Source organism: Streptomyces sp. NBC_01235 (genome assembly GCF_035989285.1).
Lineage (GTDB): Bacteria > Actinomycetota > Actinomycetes > Streptomycetales > Streptomycetaceae > Streptomyces.
Genome location: NZ_CP108513.1, coordinates 4,334,491 through 4,352,118, shown reverse-complemented (window position 1 = coordinate 4,352,118; position 17,628 = coordinate 4,334,491). Strand labels below are relative to the sequence as shown.

The 17,628-nt window shown below is 67.7% G+C and carries 12 protein-coding genes and 1 pseudogene; 5 read left to right on the top strand and 8 right to left on the bottom strand.

Features of this window, described 5'->3' with window-relative positions; translation table 11 throughout:
* Positions 1–130 precede the first annotated feature (130 nt).
* Together speB and OG289_RS19090 are read left to right on the top strand one after the other, a co-directional pair.
* Complete coding sequence (gene speB / locus OG289_RS19095) at positions 131–1,111, top strand: agmatinase (RefSeq protein ID WP_327315237.1); 981 nt, start codon at positions 131–133, stop codon at positions 1,109–1,111.
* Positions 1,108–2,793, top strand: coding sequence for a thiamine pyrophosphate-binding protein (locus OG289_RS19090; RefSeq protein ID WP_327315236.1), 1,686 nt, complete (start codon positions 1,108–1,110; stop codon positions 2,791–2,793). The genes speB and OG289_RS19090 overlap by 4 nt, the downstream gene beginning before the upstream one ends.
* Positions 2,794–2,885: 92 nt before the next feature.
* Here the strand turns inward: OG289_RS19090 and OG289_RS19085 are convergent.
* Positions 2,886–3,257 (bottom strand): annotated as a pseudogene (locus tag OG289_RS19085) (ATP-binding protein); the annotation flags it as partial.
* A gap of 239 nt (positions 3,258–3,496) precedes the next feature.
* On the opposite strand from OG289_RS19085, the gene OG289_RS19080 reads away from it, so the two are divergent.
* Entirely contained in the window at positions 3,497–4,261 is a 765-nt protein-coding gene (locus OG289_RS19080) for a GntR family transcriptional regulator (protein WP_327315235.1), read from the top strand.
* 5 nt (positions 4,262–4,266) lie between these two features.
* On the opposite strand, the gene OG289_RS19075 is transcribed toward OG289_RS19080, so the two are convergent.
* Together OG289_RS19075 and OG289_RS19070 are read right to left on the bottom strand one after the other, a co-directional pair.
* Positions 4,267–4,683 carry a nuclear transport factor 2 family protein gene (locus OG289_RS19075; protein WP_327315234.1) on the bottom strand — a complete coding sequence of 139 codons (417 nt, stop codon included), beginning with the start codon at positions 4,681–4,683 and terminating at the stop codon, positions 4,267–4,269.
* A 112-nt stretch (positions 4,684–4,795) separates the two neighbouring features.
* Positions 4,796–4,999 (bottom strand): hypothetical protein, encoded by a 204-nt coding sequence (locus OG289_RS19070; RefSeq protein ID WP_327315233.1) that lies wholly within the window; start codon positions 4,997–4,999, stop codon positions 4,796–4,798.
* 103 nt (positions 5,000–5,102) lie between these two features.
* Between OG289_RS19070 and OG289_RS19065 the strand changes: the two genes are divergently transcribed.
* A complete protein-coding gene (locus OG289_RS19065; protein ID WP_327315232.1) occupies positions 5,103–5,687 on the top strand; it encodes a hypothetical protein in 585 nt (194 codons plus the stop codon).
* A gap of 29 nt (positions 5,688–5,716) precedes the next feature.
* On the opposite strand, the gene OG289_RS19060 is transcribed toward OG289_RS19065, so the two are convergent.
* On the bottom strand, positions 5,717–6,082 hold the full coding sequence (locus tag OG289_RS19060; protein WP_327315231.1) for a hypothetical protein: 366 nt from the start codon (positions 6,080–6,082) through the stop codon (positions 5,717–5,719).
* Between the two features lie 160 nt (positions 6,083–6,242).
* Here OG289_RS19060 and OG289_RS19055 point away from each other — a divergent pair, with 160 nt between their 5' ends.
* Entirely contained in the window at positions 6,243–6,587 is a 345-nt protein-coding gene (locus tag OG289_RS19055; RefSeq protein ID WP_327315230.1) for a transposase, read from the top strand.
* Positions 6,588–6,817: 230 nt separating this feature from the next.
* Here the strand turns inward: OG289_RS19055 and OG289_RS49695 are convergent, their stop codons facing one another.
* The 4 genes from OG289_RS49695 to OG289_RS19040 form a co-directional block, all read right to left on the bottom strand.
* Positions 6,818–7,069: a toxin glutamine deamidase domain-containing protein gene (locus OG289_RS49695; RefSeq protein WP_442818919.1), complete on the bottom strand. Its 252-nt coding sequence runs from the start codon at positions 7,067–7,069 to the stop codon at positions 6,818–6,820.
* 240 nt (positions 7,070–7,309) lie between these two features.
* Complete coding sequence (locus OG289_RS19050) at positions 7,310–7,702, bottom strand: hypothetical protein (RefSeq protein WP_327315229.1); 393 nt, start codon at positions 7,700–7,702, stop codon at positions 7,310–7,312.
* A gap of 46 nt (positions 7,703–7,748) precedes the next feature.
* A complete protein-coding gene (locus OG289_RS19045) occupies positions 7,749–14,219 on the bottom strand; it encodes an RHS repeat domain-containing protein (protein WP_442819088.1) in 6,471 nt (2,156 codons plus the stop codon).
* Between the two features lie 173 nt (positions 14,220–14,392).
* A complete protein-coding gene (locus OG289_RS19040) occupies positions 14,393–17,572 on the bottom strand; it encodes a LamG domain-containing protein (RefSeq protein ID WP_327315227.1) in 3,180 nt (1,059 codons plus the stop codon).
* Positions 17,573–17,628 lie beyond the last annotated feature (56 nt).

Sequence of the window (17,628 nt, the reverse complement as noted above, 5' to 3'; positions counted from 1 at the left end):
GCCGCTTTCCTGCCGCCTAGGGTCAGTGCTCGTCGTCCCTGGCGTCCCCGGCGACCCCGGAGACCGACACCACCATCCCTACGATAAGCAGTACATACGCGCTGAAGCGTAAGAAAGAAGGCATTTGACCATGAGCGGCAACGAGACGCCCCGCGGCCCCGTCGACTCCTCCCGCATCCCGCGGTACGCCGGACCCGCGACCTTCGCCCGGCTGCCCCGCCTCGACGAGGTCGGCCGCGCCGACGTCGCCGTGGTGGGCGTGCCGTTCGACTCGGGCGTCTCCTACCGGCCCGGCGCCCGCTTCGGCGGCAACGCGATCCGCGAGGCGTCCCGGCTGCTGCGCCCGTACAACCCGGCGCAGGACGCCTCCCCCTTCGCCCTCGCCCAGGTGGCGGACGCGGGTGACATCGCCGCGAACCCGTTCAACATCAACGAGGCCGTCGACACCATCGAGGCGGCGGCGGACGACCTGCTGGGCACGGGCGCGCGCCTGATGACCCTGGGCGGCGACCACACCATCGCGCTGCCTCTCCTGCGCTCGGTGGCGAAGAAGCACGGCCCGGTGGCGCTGCTCCACTTCGACGCGCACCTCGACACCTGGGACACGTACTTCGGCGCGGAGTACACGCACGGGACGCCGTTCCGCCGGGCGGTCGAGGAGGGCATCCTCGACACCTCCGCCCTCTCCCACGTCGGCACGCGCGGCCCGCTCTACGGCAAGCAGGACCTCACCGACGACGAGAAGATGGGCTTCGGCATCGTCACGTCGGCGGACATCTACCGCCGCGGCGCCGACGAGGTCGCCGACCAGCTGCGTCAGCGCATCGGCGACCGCCCCCTCTACATCTCCATCGACATCGACTGCCTCGACCCGGCGCACGCGCCCGGCACGGGGACGCCGGAGGCGGGCGGCATGACGTCGCGCGAACTCCTCGAGATCCTGCGCGGCCTGGCGTCCTGCAACCTGGTCTCGGCGGACGTCGTGGAGGTGGCCCCCGCGTACGATCACGCGGAGATCACGTCGGTGGCCGCGTCCCACACGGCGTACGAACTGACCACGATCATGTCCCGCCAGATCGCAGAGGCGCGTAAGGAGAACGAGGGCAAGTGACCCACGACCACGACCTGGAACTGCGCCCGACGGCCGCCCAGACGGAGGCGGCGCTGAATCCCCCTCCGGGCCGCAACGGCGGAGACCTGGTCGTGGAGACGCTGTCCGGGCTGGGCGCGACGACCGTCTTCGGCCTGCCCGGCCAGCACGCGCTCGGCATGTTCGACGCCCTGCGCCGCTCCTCGCTGCGCTACATCGGCCTGCGGGTGGAGAACAACGCGGGCTTCGCGGCGGACGCGTACGGCAGGATCACCGGCGAGGCGGCGCCGCTGCTGCTGTCGACGGGCCCGGGCGCGCTGACCTCCCTGGCGGCCCTCCAGGAGGCGGCCTCCGCCTCCGCGCCCGTGCTGGCGATCAGCAGCCAGATCCCGACGGCGGGCCTGGGCGGTGGCCGCCACGGCTATCTGCACGAACTCCCCGACCAGGCGGCCTCGTTCCGGGGCGTGGTGAAGTCGGTCCACCAGGTCCGCACCCAGTCCCAGATCCCCTCGGCGATCGCGGAGGCCTGGAAGTCGGCGCTGACGGCTCCGCACGGCCCGGTGTGGGTGGAGATCCCGCAGGACGTACTGCTGGCGGAGACGGCACTGCCCGTGGTGACGGCGCCGGACGCGACCCCGGAGGAACTGGTTCCGCGCCCCGAACTGACGGCGCTGGCAGCCCACTTGCTGTCCACGGCCGCCCGCCCGGCGATCATCGCGGGCGGGGGAGTGGTGAGGTCGGACGCGTCACGCAAGCTGAAGCAGTTGGCGGAGCGACTCCAGGCACCGGTTGTCACGACCCCCGGCGGCAAGGGCGCCTTCCCCTGGAAGCACCCACTGTCCCTCCAGTCCTGGATCGAGGACCGGCACACCACGGACTTCCTGGAGGACGCGGACGTCCTGCTGGTGGTCGGCTCGGGCCTCGGCGAACTCTCCTCGAACTACCACACGTTCAAACCGCGCGGCAGGGTCATCCAGATCGAGGCGGACCTCGGCAAACTGGAGTCCAACCACCCGGGGCTGGGCATCCACGCGGACGCCCGCCTCGCGCTCCAGGCACTTCTGGAGACGGTGGTGGAGCGTTCCGACGCGTCCGCTCCGGAGCGGGTGCGAGAGCTGCTCGCGAGGGTCGCCGAGCGGATCGCGTCCCAGGAACTCACCCTGGAACAGGACGTGTTGGCGTCCGTCCGCAAGGCGCTGCCCGCCGACTCCCCGTCCTTCTGGGACATGACGATCCTGGCCTACTGGGCCTGGTCGGCCTTCGACGCCAAGGGCCCCAACCACATGCACTCCGCCCAGGGCGCCGGCGGCCTCGGCTACGGCTTCCCGGCGGCCCTGGGCGCGGCGGCGGCCGACCCGACCCGCCCGGTCCTGGCGGTCTCGGGCGACGGTGGCGCCCTCTACTCGATCGCCGAACTGGCGACGGCGAAGCAGTACGCCCTCGACGTCACCTGGCTGATCATCGACGACGGCGGCTACGGCATCCTCCGCGAATACATGACGGACGCCTTCGGCGAGCCAACGGCGACGGAGCTCACCCGCCCGGATTACGTGGCGTTGGCGGAGTCGTTCGGGGTACCGGGCGTCCGGACGTCTCCGGAAACCTTGGAAACGGACCTGACGAAGGCCCTGTCCGAGCCCGGCCCGTCGGTGCTCGTACTTCCGGCGGTACTACGGATGTTCGCGCCTACGCACCTGGGCTGACCAGTACTTTGCGTGGCGATTCCGACAGTACCGTCGGTCGCGCTGGTGGTGCGCGCACTTGCGATGCCTCCTGGGAGTAGAGGCAGTTCGGCCCAGGTCGCCTTGCCGATGCCGTGTCGGCGGGGGCAGCATCCCCATCGCTGTGCGAGGGCGTCGACGAGAGCAAGACCTCGCCCGTGCTCGTCCGTGGCGGTGGCTGTTCTCAACTCCGGCCGGCTGTTGTTGGCGTCGGCGACCTCCACGCGCAGGTGTTCGTCGTACCGGGCGACGCGCACGCCGATCTCGCGTCCCGCTGGCATCCGTGCGTGCAGGAGTGCGTTGGTGACCAGTTCCGAGAGCAACAGCTCAGCCGTGAAGGCCACTTCGCCGTCGATCTTCCACTCCGCGAGTTGACTGCGCAGAAGGTCCCGGGCGCGCTTCGGGCTGCGAGGGCCGTGCGGTAACCGCCATTGCGCCTCTGACATGTCGGAGCTTGAGGAGTGCGGTGGCGCGGCGTGGGCTGACATGGCGTCGACCTCCGGGCAGTCAGCGAGATGAGATCCGTACATCTCTAGAGATGTGTCCAGTGAAGCACCCGCTTCACTGTCTCCGCCAGTCATCTCTAGAGATGCGCGCGAAAGTGCTCGGATGGTGTCGTCGTCAGGCTGTAGGGCGTGACCCTTGGTGCCTAGGATGTCTAGAGATGATCAGAGGAGAGACCTGGATGAGCAGCCGGGACGCGGGACGTCAGCCCAAGTACCAGCGCATTGCCGCGGAACTGCGGGCGGCCATTGAGGCGGGCGAGTACGGGCCCGGTGAGCGGCTCCCCGGCGAGAACGACCTCATGGCGGCGCACGGCGTGGCCCGTATGACGGCCCGGCAGGCGCTCGGGGTTCTGCAGGCGGAGGGGATCGTCGAGGCGCGCAAGGGTGCCGGGGTGTTCGTCCGGGACTTCAAGCCGATCCGGCGGCGGGGCATCGAGCGGCTCGCCCACGCGCAGTGGGGAGAGGGGCGATCCGTCTGGGAGGCCGATGCCGCTGGCCGTGAGCTCCTCGTCGACTCGGTCGAGGTGAGCGAGGAGGGCGCCCCCGAGGTGATCGCAGGGGTCCTCGACCTGGCCGAGGGGGAAGGCGAGAAGGTCTGCGTCCGTCGGCGCCGGTACACCCTCGACGGCAAACCCGTGTTGCTCGCCACGTCCTATCTGCCCGCCGCCCTCGTCTTCGGCACGCCGATCACCCAGCCCGACACGGGACCCGGCGGCCTCTACGCCCGGCTTGCGGAACTGGGCCGCAAGCCCGTCCGCTTCCGTGAGGAGATCCGCTCCCGTATGCCCAGCGCGGACGAGGCCGAGCAACTGGCGTTGCCTTCCGGCGTGCCCGTGATGCTGGTCGCACGTACGGCTTTCGACGCCGAAGGCGCTGCCGTCGAGGTGAACGAGATGGTGTTGGACTCGTCGGCGTACGTGCTGGAGTACGGCTTCGAGGCGTGAAGCGATCAGCCGGAACTCGTCATCCCGTTCAGGGGGGTGCGGCGCGGCGATATCTTGCGATGGCTGATCCGCCAGCCGTCAGAGGTGCGCACGACAATGTCGTCGTAGGAGACGGAACCGCAGGAGCCGTCCGCCTTGATGCCCAGGCCCTTGGAGCGGACCTGCACCCGGCCGTCGGCAGACGCCGTCACGACGACGTTGGTGACGTGATGAGCGACGGGGTTGGCGGCTCCCAGCGCCAATGCGGCTTCCCGGATGGCCGCCACCCCGAGCAGAGGCTCCTGGCCGAAGTCGGTGAGGTCGTAGACGACATCGGTGGTGAACAGCTCCTCGAACCGGTCGAGGCTGCCGTCATCGACGAGGTGACCATGCAACGAGACCAGTTCGGTGATGGCCAAGCGGTCTTCAAGAGCGAGTGACACATGCGTCCTCGGGGGTTGCGGCGCGAGATGGACCATGTCCTCGCGATCGTCCCCTACCGTCGTTCGGCCTGCCACCGACTTGTACGCGCGTGGGGCAACTCCTAGCCCGCTCCTAGCCCAGTACGTGGCTGATGCCGCCCTGTCCGTCCCTGCCGTTCCAGACGACGGCCGCGAGCCAGAACGGGTACCAGGCCACGCGCTCCGGCAGGAAGCGGGCTGCGAAGAGCCAGGCGAGGGTCAGGGCGGCGGGGAGCAGGCAGCAGCACCATCCGCGTATGCCGGGTTCGGCGGCTGGGGGTTCGGGGTTCTCGGGCACCCGGACAAGCTAGGCGGGGGTGGTGAGCTGCGCATGAGTAGGTGTACTCACCCGGTTGAAAAGGCCGCGGTTCCTGTCCGGTGATCGTTGATACGGTCCCGCCATGCCTGAAGCGAACCGGTCGTCCGGCCCCGGTCCCGTAACCGCCGATGATGTGCTGTACGCCGTCCGTCTGGCCGCCGCCGCGCTTCGGAGCGTGGGGACGGCGGCCGACTGGGACGCCGACGCCGGTTCCCTGGAGTGGAGTTGTTGGGAGACCGTCGAGCATCTGGCCGATGATCTGTTCGCCTATGCCGCTCAACTCGGGCCCGAGAAGCCGCAGTTGGACACCGAGGTGCCCTTCGTGTGGCGGGCGGAGAGGTCCGGTGCGCCGGCGAATGTCATCTTCGCGGACCGTGGCGCGGGTCCGGCCGGACTGGTGCAGGTGCTGGATGCCTGTGGGGGGTTGCTGGCGGCCATGGTGCGGGTGACCCCGGCGACCGTCAGGTCGCATCACGGCTTCGGGCTCTCCGACGCCGAGGGCTTCGCCGCCATGGGCGTCGTCGAGACGCTGGTGCACATGTACGACGTCGCCGAGGGGCTCGGGATCGGGTGGGAGGAGCCGGATGCCGGGCTGTGCGACCGGGTGCTCGTGCGGCTGTTCCCCGATGCGCCGGCCGGCACCGACCGGTGGCCCACCCTGCTGTAATTCTCCCGGGCTCTGATCCGCGCTGGACGTTATACGGGAACAAAATCAGGCCACCACGGGGGGACATTTCCCGGGCAGACTGGTGCCGGGTATGAATCAAGGATGCCGATCCAGGCGATCAGCCCCCAGGAAATTCCCACGGTTGCACAGATCGCAACACCATAAGCCCATGCGATGCTCTTGCCGCCAAGCACTTTGAAAATAGAGCCCCATATCGAAGAGAGGACGCCCCATGTCATCAGAAAGCAGAAGAGCAGAACCGCTCCGTTGGCAGAACCATTTCCGACGTCGCAAGAACGCCAGATATTGGCGACCACCCAGACCGTCGCCCCTGCCGCAATCCCGCCAGCGCTCAAATGTAGCAAGCACCCGACGCGACGGGTTGCAGATTCCATTACTTCTCCTTGATGCATCAGCGCATTTCTCCTGCGCGGCCGAACAAGAGAATACCCGAGCCGGCCGCCCATCCACCATTGGGGATCAAGGGTCTTGGGTGCCGTCGGCGTACTGGCGGCACCCAAGGTTAGGAGTGTGTTTCAGGCGAAGGATTTACGAATGTCTCCTCGCCTGTGTTGCGCCCTGCGCACCATCGACCGCTGGCGGCCCGAGATCTCCGCGTTCATCGACACCGGACACAGCAACGCCAAGAGCAAAGGGATCAACCGCGTGATCAAGCTCGTCGCCCGCGCTGCCTTCGGGTTCCGCAACGCCGACAACCAACGCCTGCGCACATGCTGCGTCACCACCCGCAGAGCCCGCGGATACCGCTCAACTTTGAGAACCTCGATTCTTCGACAGCCGCATGCCCGGTGCGCCTTCGGGAAGGGGATGTCGCACCGGGCATGTCAGCTCTTACGGGGTCCTGTCGGCTATCTCGCGCAGAAGGTCTTTGTACTCTGAGTGGCCTCGCACGTATCGGCAGTCACCGCTCTTGGAGTCGACGACAACTCCCGGACTGCCACCGAACCTTGGTCTTTCATTCGGAACCGATGGGCTGACGGTGATCTGAAACAGGTAGAGACCGGCCCCCGAAATCCCCCGATAGAGGAATCCCCATCGCAATTCATCACGTTCGGGAAGATTGCGAGACCCGAATTCTTGTGCAGCCAGCGTGGCGGCCTCCAGGGTGATCACTGTGCGCCACCCCCCGTGTGCATGAACTCCCAGTGATCCCAATCCATGTCCGCGTATCCGCCTGCCTGCCCGTCAAGGAACTTCACGTTCCCTCCGTGGTTCACTGCATTGAAGAAGTGGCCTACGTCCGCACCCTCTTGCCAGGCGAAGATGACTCCTCGTGATCCGTTGCCTGCCTTGAGCAACTCGTAGCGCCGACCCCGAAGTCGGAACGGGCATTGGCCGCGTGCGTCAGGAGTCCGGTGCACGGACCAACTCCGGTGCGCGGAAGCGATGGAATTACGGCGGCATCGTGCATGTGGAGTTGCCCGGGGGGCGAGGTGCGTTCGACCTCGGTGGTCGGTGTGAAGTTCGCCAAGGCAAGAGGCTGACGTTCGGCGTCAGCAGGCCACCGACGGCCGCGCGCCCGGCGCGGACGCTCCCTGGGAGGGAGGTCCGCACCGGGCGCGACAAGGACTACGGAAGATCGGCTGATTCAGGGCGGCCAGCTACCTGGCGTTCGATCGAGAATATATCTCGCCGGGTTCCGGGAATTCAACAGCCGGCGACAGACGCAGCTCTTTGGAGTCTTCGTAGTAGTAGTAGAGACCGAATTCTCCGGGCGCCGAGCCGCACTGCCCCTTTTCGAAGGTGACGGAAACCCACTTGTCCCCTCCTGCGGGCACAGTGTCCACTCCCCAGGAGAACTCGCAGGAACCCGTGGTCTCGGATTTATCCATCAGTTCGCTCAGCTGAAGCTGCGCCCCGGCGGAGATGAGCCCCGTCCCGCCTTTCCTGAAGGTGATCCAGTCCCCTCCGGGATTGCTCCAGGAGCCGACGACCTGACTTTCCTTCGGGACAGGCACTTTTTCTTCGCCGTCACATCCGGCCGCACCCGTCACGAGGGCAGCGGAGAGTGCAGCGGCGAAGAGGGCCCGCCGTCCTCGCCTAGTACGGTACATACACTTCCTCGATCCAATTGATCTTTACCCTTATGTCCGTCTGTCCGTCGGGCCAGACGTGCTTGAGGGCGTCAGAACCGGCCTTCATGATCGGGTTACTTGCTCCGTCCTTGTACCCGGCGTCCGAAAAGCTGCGGGTGGCCGAGGTTATATTCATAAGGTTGGACACCGCCACCTGTACCTGGCCGACAAGCGCTCCGTGGTCCCACTCCGAGTCCGTGACGGCCGGCCGGCAGCTTACCCCGAGCAGTTCGTAGTCGAGGGTGTAGGAACCGAGCGCGAGACTCGCCGGGCTGGCCCCGTAGATTCCCCCTGTGAAGAATCCGGTGAGGTCGTTGATGCCTTCCCAGTACCTCTCCCCGCGGCTCCGAAGGCCGTTAGACTTGCTGAACGATCCCTTTTTCGTGTATATCCCGTCCCTGATCAGCCCCTGTATCATTTTAGTGAATGATATGAAGTGGTCCTCCGTGCGCAATTGCCTGACGAATTCGCCGTCCGGGGGAAGGGTGATTTTCTCCGGTCCTCCCGCCGCCCAGACAGCGACCAGCTCTTCGGCAGAGAGGTCCACGGCCTCCTCACCGTCGGGCCCCTTCTTTCCGTCCTTCCGCTCCGGCTCGGGGTTCGGCCCCTTCTTGAAGGTCGGCTTCTTGAAGACGGCGACGGTAACCGCGGTCGATTTCCCGCCGCTGGTCCGCACGGTCGCGCTGATGTACGTGCTCGACGTGCCGGGAACCTTGGTTACGTAGGTCTTCGTGGAGTTGTAGACCCACTTCCCGTTGGACATCGTCATGTAGTCCCGGTAGGTGCCGCCCTTGCCGTCGCTACATCCCTGCTCGCAGCCCGTGAGCGGCCGCAGGCCGGTGGGGTCGGACTTGGTGACGGGGGTGTTGTTAGCGTAGGCGTAGCCGTTGAGAGACTCGTGATCGTCCGGGACGAGGACTGGGTCGACGGAGAGGAACCGTCCGATGGTCGGGTCGTACTCGCGGGCGCCGACGTGAGTGAGGCCGGTGCTGGCGTCGGCGGGTTTGCCGAGGAATCCCTTGTCGTCGGGCCAGGCTGGGGGTGTGGCGCTGCGGGTCTCGCCGAAGGGCTTGGTGTAGCGGCGGGTGATGGACTGGGTGGTGGCGTCCACCGTCATTGAGGCGGTGCCGTGGTGGTCGTCGATCATCCAGGTCAGGCTGGTCTCGGTGCGGACGGCGCTGACGTCACCGGCCGGGTAGTAGCGCTGGGCGCTGAACGTCTTGGCCGCGGTGTCGTAGTGGAGTTCCTGGCCAGCCAGGTAGAGGACGGTCTTGTCGGAGCTGCGGCGGATCAGGAGGCCGCCGTTGGCGTCGTAGAGGTAGTCGGTGGTCTTGGTGCCCTCGGTGAGGTGGGTGAGCTCTCCTTCGATGTCCCAGGTGAGGCTCTGCGCGATGCCGGTGGGGCCGAAGCGCTGGGTGGTGTTGCCCTGCTCGTCGTACGTAAGGGTCTTGGCGGTGCCGCCGTCGACGGTGAGCGAGGTCAGGGTGTGGGGCTGGCCGGTGCCGGAGGCGTTGACGGTGGGGTAGCCGTAGACGGTCCCGGTGTCACCGGTGGCCTTGTGCTCGGTCTGGGTGTCGCGCAGGCCGCCGGGCTTGTAGGTCCAGCTGGTCCAGTACGGGGCCGGCCCGCCGAGGGTGCTCGCCGAGCGGGCGGTGGCACAGTCGTTGGAGGACGGGGTCCAGGCTTCGGTCAGACGGCGGTAGCCGTCGTAGGCGAAGCACTGGGTGTCCTTGCCGCCCGCGTTGTCCGTGACCGACTTGACGTTGCCGGTGGCGTCGTAGACGTAGTCGACGTCGCTGGTGTAGCCGGTGTTGGTCTGGTCGACGGTGTGGGAGTTGGCCAGGCGGCGGGTGCCGTCCTCGTAGCGGTTGAGGATCTGGAGCTGCTTGGCGTCGGTGGAGGTGCCCAGGCGGGTCTCCTCGATCTCGCCGTACGGGGAGTATCCGATGTTCTGGACGTAGTCATCCATGCCCTCGGAGCTGGTGAGCATGCCGAGGTCGTTGTAGCTGTTGGCGACGGTCTCGGCGGGTAGGCCGGCCACCGCGGGCATGGAGGTGGACTGGACGGTGCCGTCCCTGTTGTAGACGGTCGAGGTGGTGAACGTCTGCGGTGCGTGACCGTCGGCGACCAGCTGGTCGGTGGCGGCGAGAACGGTCTTGGTGCCCTTGGGGCGGCCGAGCGCGTCGTAGCCGGTGACGACCTGGGAGTAGATCTTGCCGGCGGTGCCGCCGATGTAGCGGATGCTGGCGGTCACCTGTCCCTTGGCCAGGGAGTCGTAGGTGAACTTGGTCAGCTGGTGGTCGTTGTCCTGCACCCCGTCCCAGGTGCCAGTCTTGCGGCCGAGCTCGTCGTAGTCGGTGATCAGGGTGCGGGTGGCCCCGTAGAGAGTCGTCGTGGTGGTCGCCGGCTGGTCGGCGTCGTTATAGGTGGTGGTGACGGTGCCCTTGTCGGGGTCGGTGGACGTGGTCTTGCGCCCGCGCAGGTCGTAGCCGTACGACCAGACGGCGTTGTCCGGGCCCGTCATCTTCGTCAGTCGGCCAGCGGCGTCGTGCTCGAAGAGCGTGCGGGTGTAGTCGGTGCCCGTCGGGATGGGGCCGCCGTACTCACGGCGCTCGATGAGCCTGCCGCGGACGTCGGTGATGCTCAGGGTGCCGGTGCCGCCCGCGGCGGCGGTGGCGGCGGTGCGGTCGCCCTGGAAATCGGTCTTGGTGCGCCACTTCTCCTGGTCGTAGACCCGGAAGATCGATTCGGTGGCGCGGCCGGCGGCATCGAAGACCGTCTCGGTGGAGGCGGGAACGGAACCGGGGTAGGTGTTGGCCAGGGCGCCCGAGGGCGCGTTGTCGTCGTGAACCTGACTATTGGAGATGTACGCCAGGCCGCGGTCGTCGTAGAGGGTCTCGGAGATCACCCGGCCGCCGTTCGGCGCGGGGACCTGCTTCTGCCTGGAGCGCAGCAGGCCGTCGAAGATCTCGTAGGAGCTGTTGTAGGTCTTTCCGTCGGCCTTGAGGGCGTCGGTGCGGACCCAGGTCTCCTTGTCGTTGTTGATGCTGTAGGCGTAGACGATGCTGGCGGCGTCGCCGAGCGTACGGGCGCGGTCCGGCTTCCAGACTGAGACCAGGCGGCCGAGCGCATCCAGGGACCACTCGGTGACGTTGCCGTTGGCATCGGTGGTCTTGGTAGCCGTGCCCCAGGCCGGGTCCACCACGGTGGTGGAGGCGTAGAGCTTGGGGTCGGTGGAGGTCTTGGACGTCAGCGGGCCGTAGCCGGTGTCGTCGGGGACGTAGGTGGTTCTGACCGTGCGGTTCAGGGCGTTGGTCTCGGCGAGCGGGCGGCCCAGTTTGTCGAATGTGGCGCCGGAGACCTTCTGGTAGACGGGCGTCTTGCCCACTGGGTCGTAGCTGGCGACCCGGTAGGAGGCGGTGATCTCGCCCATGATGGGTGCCACGCCGACCGCCTGGCCGTCGTAGGCCGTGGTGACGTCGGAGAGGGTGTCCCCGGGAACCGCAGGAGTGGCTGTACAGGAGACGGAGTACACCTCGACGCGGCTGACCTTGGCCACCAGCCAGGCCGCCGTGTTACGGGCGTAGGTGGTCCGTGTGCAGGTCTCGTCGCCGGTCTTGGCGGTGTCGCCGCTGTCCTCCACGGTCATCGGCATGCCGTACGTGGTGTCGTACGTGGTCTTCTGCTTGGCCGTGCGGGTGCCGGTGGAGGTCTTGGTGCGGGTGCTGGTCTCGTCGGCCTGGACGATCCACGCCTCGGTGGTGCCCCAGCTGTAGGCGTGGCTGCCGGTCTTGTGGGACCAGGGGGTGTTGATGGTGCCGCTGAGTTCCTCGGCGCCGTTGTAGACGACGGTCTCGCGGACGAAGCCGGCGTACTGGCGGGCGTCGTCGAGGGCGGTGCCGGTGGAGTCGGTGACCTTCTCCACCCGGGCGGTGCCGTCGAGTTCCTTCTCGCCGTTCAGGCCGCGCATGTAGAGGGTGGACTTCTTGGAGCGCGGGCCCTCGGAGTCGCCGGAGGTTTCCATGATCTTGGCGTAGCCGCGCCACTGCGACCAGGTGCGGTTGGAGGCCTTGGTCAGGCCTTCGTCGTCGGCGTAGGCCCAGCCGGCGCCGCCCTGGTAGTCGTAGTACGTCTCGCCGGTGTCGCCGTGGCCGTAGGGGTCGTCCTGGAAGACGGAGGTGACCACGTATTTGTGGAACCAGTCGGTGACCGGGGTCGCTCCGGACTGGGACCACTTGACCGGGAAGCAGCGGCGGGTGTTCTTGTCGATGTCCGCCGGCATGCTCGAGCCCCAGATGCAGTCGGGGTCGGAGTAGTTGGCGGTGAGGGTGGAGCCGGTCTCGGACTTGATGGTGCGCACCCGCCACTTGATGTAGCGCAGGGTGTCCGGGCCGCTGCCCTCGACGTGGTTGGACAGCTGGATGCCTCCGAAGACGACCGGCGGTATGGCGGCTGCGGTGGTGTTGGCCTTGCCGGTGTTCTGGATGGACTTCAGCCACAGGCTCGCCGAGGAGGCGTCGCCGGTGTCGGGGAAGCTCTGGTCCAGGTGCCAGGTGTCCACGTCCCGGCGGGTGGTGCCGGTGCCGGTCCACACCGAGGTGGTGATGTCGGTGAGGCGCTTGCGGGTGAAGAAGGCGGGGCCGATCTGAGTGATGCACTTGGTGCCGGACGCGCAGATCATGTCGAAGGGCACGTCGGGCCAGTTGGCCTTGGTGTCCTTGGTCAGGCTGGAGCAGCCGCCGGAGGTGACGCAGCGCTCGGCGTAGGTGAAGCTGACCTGCTGGGCGGCGGGCTTGGTGTAGATCAGGTCGCTGCGCAAGCCGTAGTCGATGCGGTTGAGGTAGCCGCCGCGGGTGTAGCCGGTGCCGTTGACGGTGGTGTCGGCGTTCTTGGAGTAGTAGTTCGTCTCCGGGGTGTACCAGTAGGTGGAGGCGTTGGCGTGGGTGTCCACAACATAGTCCAGGTTCCAGCGCCAGGCCTGGTTGCAGAAGGAGTCGGCGAAGCCGGTGGACTTGTAGCAGGGCTCGCCCGAGTCGTCACCGAAGACCGGGACGGTCCACACGGAGTTGGTGACCGGGTCGTCGTCGGCGGTGGAGGTGGTGCCCTTGTCGCTCCAGCCGGGCATGCGGTGCTTGCCGAAGAAGTACTGGGTTCCGGAAGCGTCCGTGACCTTCCAGTACTCGGTGTTGTTGTCGCCGTTGCCGGTGGCGCCGGTCAGGTGCTCGACGCGGGTGCCGTCCTCGTTCTTCAGCTTCCACGAGCCGCCGGTCGCCTCGGACAGGGCTGCGCTGTCACAGGCCGCCTTGTCGGCGCAGGTGTTGACCAGTTCGACGGCCTTGCCGTTGAGGACCAAGGTGGCGTTGGCGTACTTCCAGCACAGGTCGCCCTTGCCGGACTGGCCGTCGTCCTTGCAGGAGCCGTACTTGCGCTCGATGTAGGACTCGGTGATCGAGAAGCCTTCGCCGACGACGGAGGTCTGGTTGTTCTCCCCGGCCGTGCGGCCGTCCACCGAGGCGGAGTTGTAGGAGATGGACAGGTTCGGGGACGGGCCGGCTGTCGCCGGGGGGACCCGCAGCGGGTAGTTCCAGGTGAAGTCACCCGTGCTGCCGCCGGCCTCCCAGGTCGCGGTCGGGGACAGCGGGGTGGCGCTGTAGTCGCTTCCACCGCCCGAACTGTCGGCCGCCGCCGCCAGCAGCATCGGAGTGCCGGCCGAGAGGGTGCGGGCGGAGACCGTGCCTGTCAGGGTCTGGGACTTCGCGTCGTTGTCCGCGCCCGCCACCGGGCTCTGGGTGCGGCAGGCCTTCTTCTCCGGTGTGGTCAGCGCGCACGCCGGGAGCGTCACCAGGCGCAGACGGGGGCCGAAGTTGCCGCCGTAGACGTCGTTGAAGGAGGAGTAGTCCAGAGAGACCCGGAGCTTGTCGGTGTCGCCGGTGGAGTTCGCGGACGTGGCTCCCGCCGGGTCGACGGTGAGCAGGACGCCGTTGACGCCCGCCTTCTTCGCGGCCGCCTGGGGGTGGACGCTGAGCGTCACCTTCTCGGCCGGTCCGGTGGCCTTCGCCTTGTTCTTGGCCAGCTTGGACGCCGGGATGGCGGCGGGTTCCTGGGCCAGCTCCATGCCGAGCCCGCCGACGGTGACAGCGGCCCCGCCGGTCGCCAAGACCGTGGCGGTGGCCTTGCCCGCCTTGGGCCATGCTGCTTTCTTCAGCCGCTCACGGGTCTCCTGGGAGGCGGAGGCGGCCTTGTCCTTGGGGGCCTTGGACGTGCCGGGCTTGAGCACGCCCACCTTGTTGATCTTCGCGTCGGGACGGTCCTCCAACCGCTTGTGGGCTGCCGAGGGCTGGGCCTGGGCGGCGAAGTCATAGCCCGAGGGAACCACGATCTGCGGAAGGAGGGAGAGGGAGACGACGAGCGTGCTACGGCCGAGCCAGCGGCGTATGACCGGCCCCGGCGGACGTGGGCGCAAGAGAGATGAAGACACGGTGATGTCCCGGTTCTCGGAAATGGGCAGGGGCTACTCCGGAGGCAGCGCCAATACCGGAGCGGAGATCTGAAAGATGAGAAGAGGCCGGGTGGCCGGGCGGGACCTCCGCCCGGCCACCCGGGAGTTGATTACTGCTCGGTGTTCCAGCGGTCGGCGATCACGCTGGTGGGCGTAGCGCCGGACCAGACGCGGACGCTGTCGACCGTTCCCGGGAAGAAGCGCGCAGCAGTGCCGTCGATCTTCGCGCGGCCCACTTCGAACGCCCCACTGCCCTGCCACGGAGCTGGGAAGGACACGTCGTCCTCGCTGCCCATGCGTGCGCTATTGACGTAGAGGATGAGCGAACCGAGCTTCGGGCCGGTGGAGGTGTCGACTGCCATTTGCGCGTCGTACACGACCGTCAGCATGACGGGATCGCCGTTGAGTTCAGCGGCGTTGACGGCGTCGGACTCGCTCTTCGTCCAGGCCGCTCCGGTGCCGTCCTTGTCGGGGCGGCCGAAGGTCCAGCGTCCCTGGCTGCTTCCGGCCGGCTGCTCGTACCAGACGCCCCAGGACGACTGGGTCGCCCCTGACTGACCGAACACCTGCACGGCGTACGACTTGGTGGTGTCGGTGAACTTGGCGGGGTCCAGCGTGACCCAGGCCGTTGCCGTGAACGAGCCGGTGTCGTCCACGATCGGGCCGGTCGCCGAGGCGTAGGCGCTGGAGCCGTTCAGTTGCATCGTCTGCCGGGTCGTGCCGGTCTCGCCGGTGTCGGGGTCTGCACCGGTGGTGATCTGGGCCAGCGTTGCCCCGCTGAGGGCCAGTGTGCGGGCGAAGCCGCTGGTGTTGTCGTTGATCGTGGTGCCGGTCGCGTTCACCGTGTCGGTGGCATCCCACCTGGCGACGAGGGCCGACACCGGATCGCCGGAGCTGCCGTCGCTGCTGTCCTCGTCCTCGAAGCGGGCGTCCTGGACGACCTCTGCATCGGCGAGCACCCGGGACCAGACGTGCACCTCGTCGACGAGCCCATTGAGGTACTCGACGTAGCCAGTGCTGTTGTGAAACCTGCCGACCTGGAGCGGTCCGGTCGCCGCCCACGGCGTGGTGAAGGCCACGGGAGTCCCCTGGGGGCGGCCGTTCACATACAACTGCACGGTCTGTCCCACGGCGTCGTAGACGCCGGTGAGGTGGGTCCACACCCCTGCCGCTGGAGCGGCGAGGGAGGTAGAGCGGCTCGCCGTCGGAGCAGCCACGTCACTTTGGTAGCGGGAGAAAGTGAACCGCTTGCTGGTGGCTGAGTAGTGCAGCGCGAATCCCGACAGTGTGGTGGCCTGCTGAGAGACGATGGTCTGGCTGCGGGTGACGTCCGAGAGCCGGACCCAGGCGGAGAGGCTGAACGACTTGGTCGTGTCCACCACCGGCCCGGACGACTGGGCATAGCCGGTGGCGCCGTCCAGCTTCAGGGAAGCCGGTCCACCACGGCCGGGCCCGTCGTACGAAGCCCCTGCCCCCGTGGACAGTGCATGGGGCGCGGCGGTTGTCGTGGAGTCGTTGCCGTTGCCGTCGAAGTGCCACACGCCCGAGGCCTTCGCGCCGGGGTTGACGAGGAAGCTGTAGTAGCCGGTGAGGGAGCTGTGGCCGGCCGCGTCGTAGCCCCAGACCTGGACGGTGTTCTCACCGACCTGGTTCGGGGTGATGTTCGCCTTGCCGGCCGTGCCCTTCGCGACGGTGATCGGCGCGGACACGGCGCCGCTGTTCAGCCGCCACTTGTAGCTGACGACGTCGGACTGGATGCCGGCAGTGGTGGGGTCGGTATCGGCGGGGGTGAACAGGAACGAGCCCGTCACGCCCACACCGTCTGCGGCCTGGTTCGTCTCGGCGGGCTGGTAGCGGCCGTCGGAGCTGGACACCACCGGAGGCGGCGGGGAATCGGTGTCGACCCGGAAGTAGCACCAGGACGACCAGGGCGAATTCAGGACGCCGGTGGCGCCCCGGTCGGTCATGTAGTACGCCTGTGTCATGGCCCGCAGCCGGTAGTTCGTCTGCGGGGTCAGTGCGGAGGATGTGGCGTCGCGCACCGCGTTGTCCGCGACCCAGGCGCTGGCGGGCGAGTTCGCTGTCCAGGCACGGCTGGTGCCGTCCGCCTTCCAGATCTCGAATGCCGCACGCAGTTGCGCCTGCGATCCGTCCACCGACTGCACCGTGCCGTACACCGTCGGCGTGGTGTCGCCGGTGACCTGCGGCACGGCGGACGTCCCGCACGCCTTACCGCTGGTGCCGTCCTGGACCTTCGCCTCGGTCGGCGTGGAGGGGTAGGAGATGTACGTGACCGACAGCTTCGCGTCGTTGCGGAACCGCGCCCAGGCGGCCGCGTCGGACTCGTCGTGAGCGGTCAGCGAGAAGGTGATCTCAGCCTGCTTGTTCGCCGCGTACGACGCGAGGGTGGTCGTCAGGTTCTCGTTGGTCTCCCCGCCGGAGACGTTGTCACTGAAGCGCACCCAGTTCGCCGGCTGCGACGGGCTGCACAAGGTGCCCCGCCCGTAGGCCACTTCCCGGTCGCCCATCAGGTCCACCCCGGTGGGCTTGGTCGACCAGGTGGTGCTGGAGGAGATGCCCTTGTCCACGCGGGTCAGGTCGTACCAGTGCGGATCGCAGGTGAACGTCCACAACTGGTACACCTCCATCGTCGCGTCCAGGACCTTCTTGCCGTGGATCGACGACAGCGGGTACTCGAAGTACATGCGCTGGGTGTACGGGGTGCTGGCACAGAGGTAGCCGGCGTAGTTGGAGCAGCGCCCCACGCCCTTGTCCCCGTCGAACTCCCAGTACTTGGTGCCGTTGGAGGCCAGAGCCGTCCAGTCGCCCAGCGCGATGCCCTTGGTCGGGGGGTCGATGTAGAGCGGGAAGACGGTGTCGTCTCCGTGGAGCAGGGCCGGATCGGGAGTGATCTCCAGAGTGGCGCCGGTGACCTTGAGTGGGAGCTCCGCCGTCGCGTCATCGCTGTCGGGAGCTTCGGAAGGGGCCGGCTCGCCCCCGGCGGCAGGCAGTGGAACCGCCTTGGCCTGCTCCGGCTCGCCCTCGGCCTCCGCCGGAGCGGTGCGGGCGAGTTGCGTCGTGACGCCGGCAGCGGCGGTGGCTGTGGCCGGGGTGTCACCGGCCGAGTCCCACATCCGCCCCGCCGGGCTCTCGAAGACCGGGGTGCCGTTGCTGTCACGCGCGACGAAACCGCCGTTGGCCGTCGGGGCGACGGCCAGTCCACCGCTGGAGACGGTCATCCTGATCGTCGCGAGCGCCGGGTTCTTCGCCGCCTCAGCGGTCTTGACCACGAGCACCGAGGTGTAGCCGGAGCTCAGCGCGGTCAGTTTCAGATCGACATCCGGCA

What these genes read in the sequence shown, in the direction of transcription:
- OG289_RS19065 (WP_327315232.1), top strand. Translation starts at nt 5,103, where the DNA reads ATGCCTGAAGCGAACCGGTCGTCCGGCCCCGGTCCCGTAACCGCCGAT.
- OG289_RS19060 (WP_327315231.1), bottom strand. Translation starts at nt 6,082, where the DNA reads ATGGAATCTGCAACCCGTCGCGTCGGGTGCTTGCTACATTTGAGCGCT.
- OG289_RS19055 (WP_327315230.1), top strand. Translation starts at nt 6,243, where the DNA reads ATGTCTCCTCGCCTGTGTTGCGCCCTGCGCACCATCGACCGCTGGCGG.
- OG289_RS19080 (WP_327315235.1), top strand. Translation starts at nt 3,497, where the DNA reads ATGAGCAGCCGGGACGCGGGACGTCAGCCCAAGTACCAGCGCATTGCC.
- speB (WP_327315237.1), top strand. Translation starts at nt 131, where the DNA reads ATGAGCGGCAACGAGACGCCCCGCGGCCCCGTCGACTCCTCCCGCATC.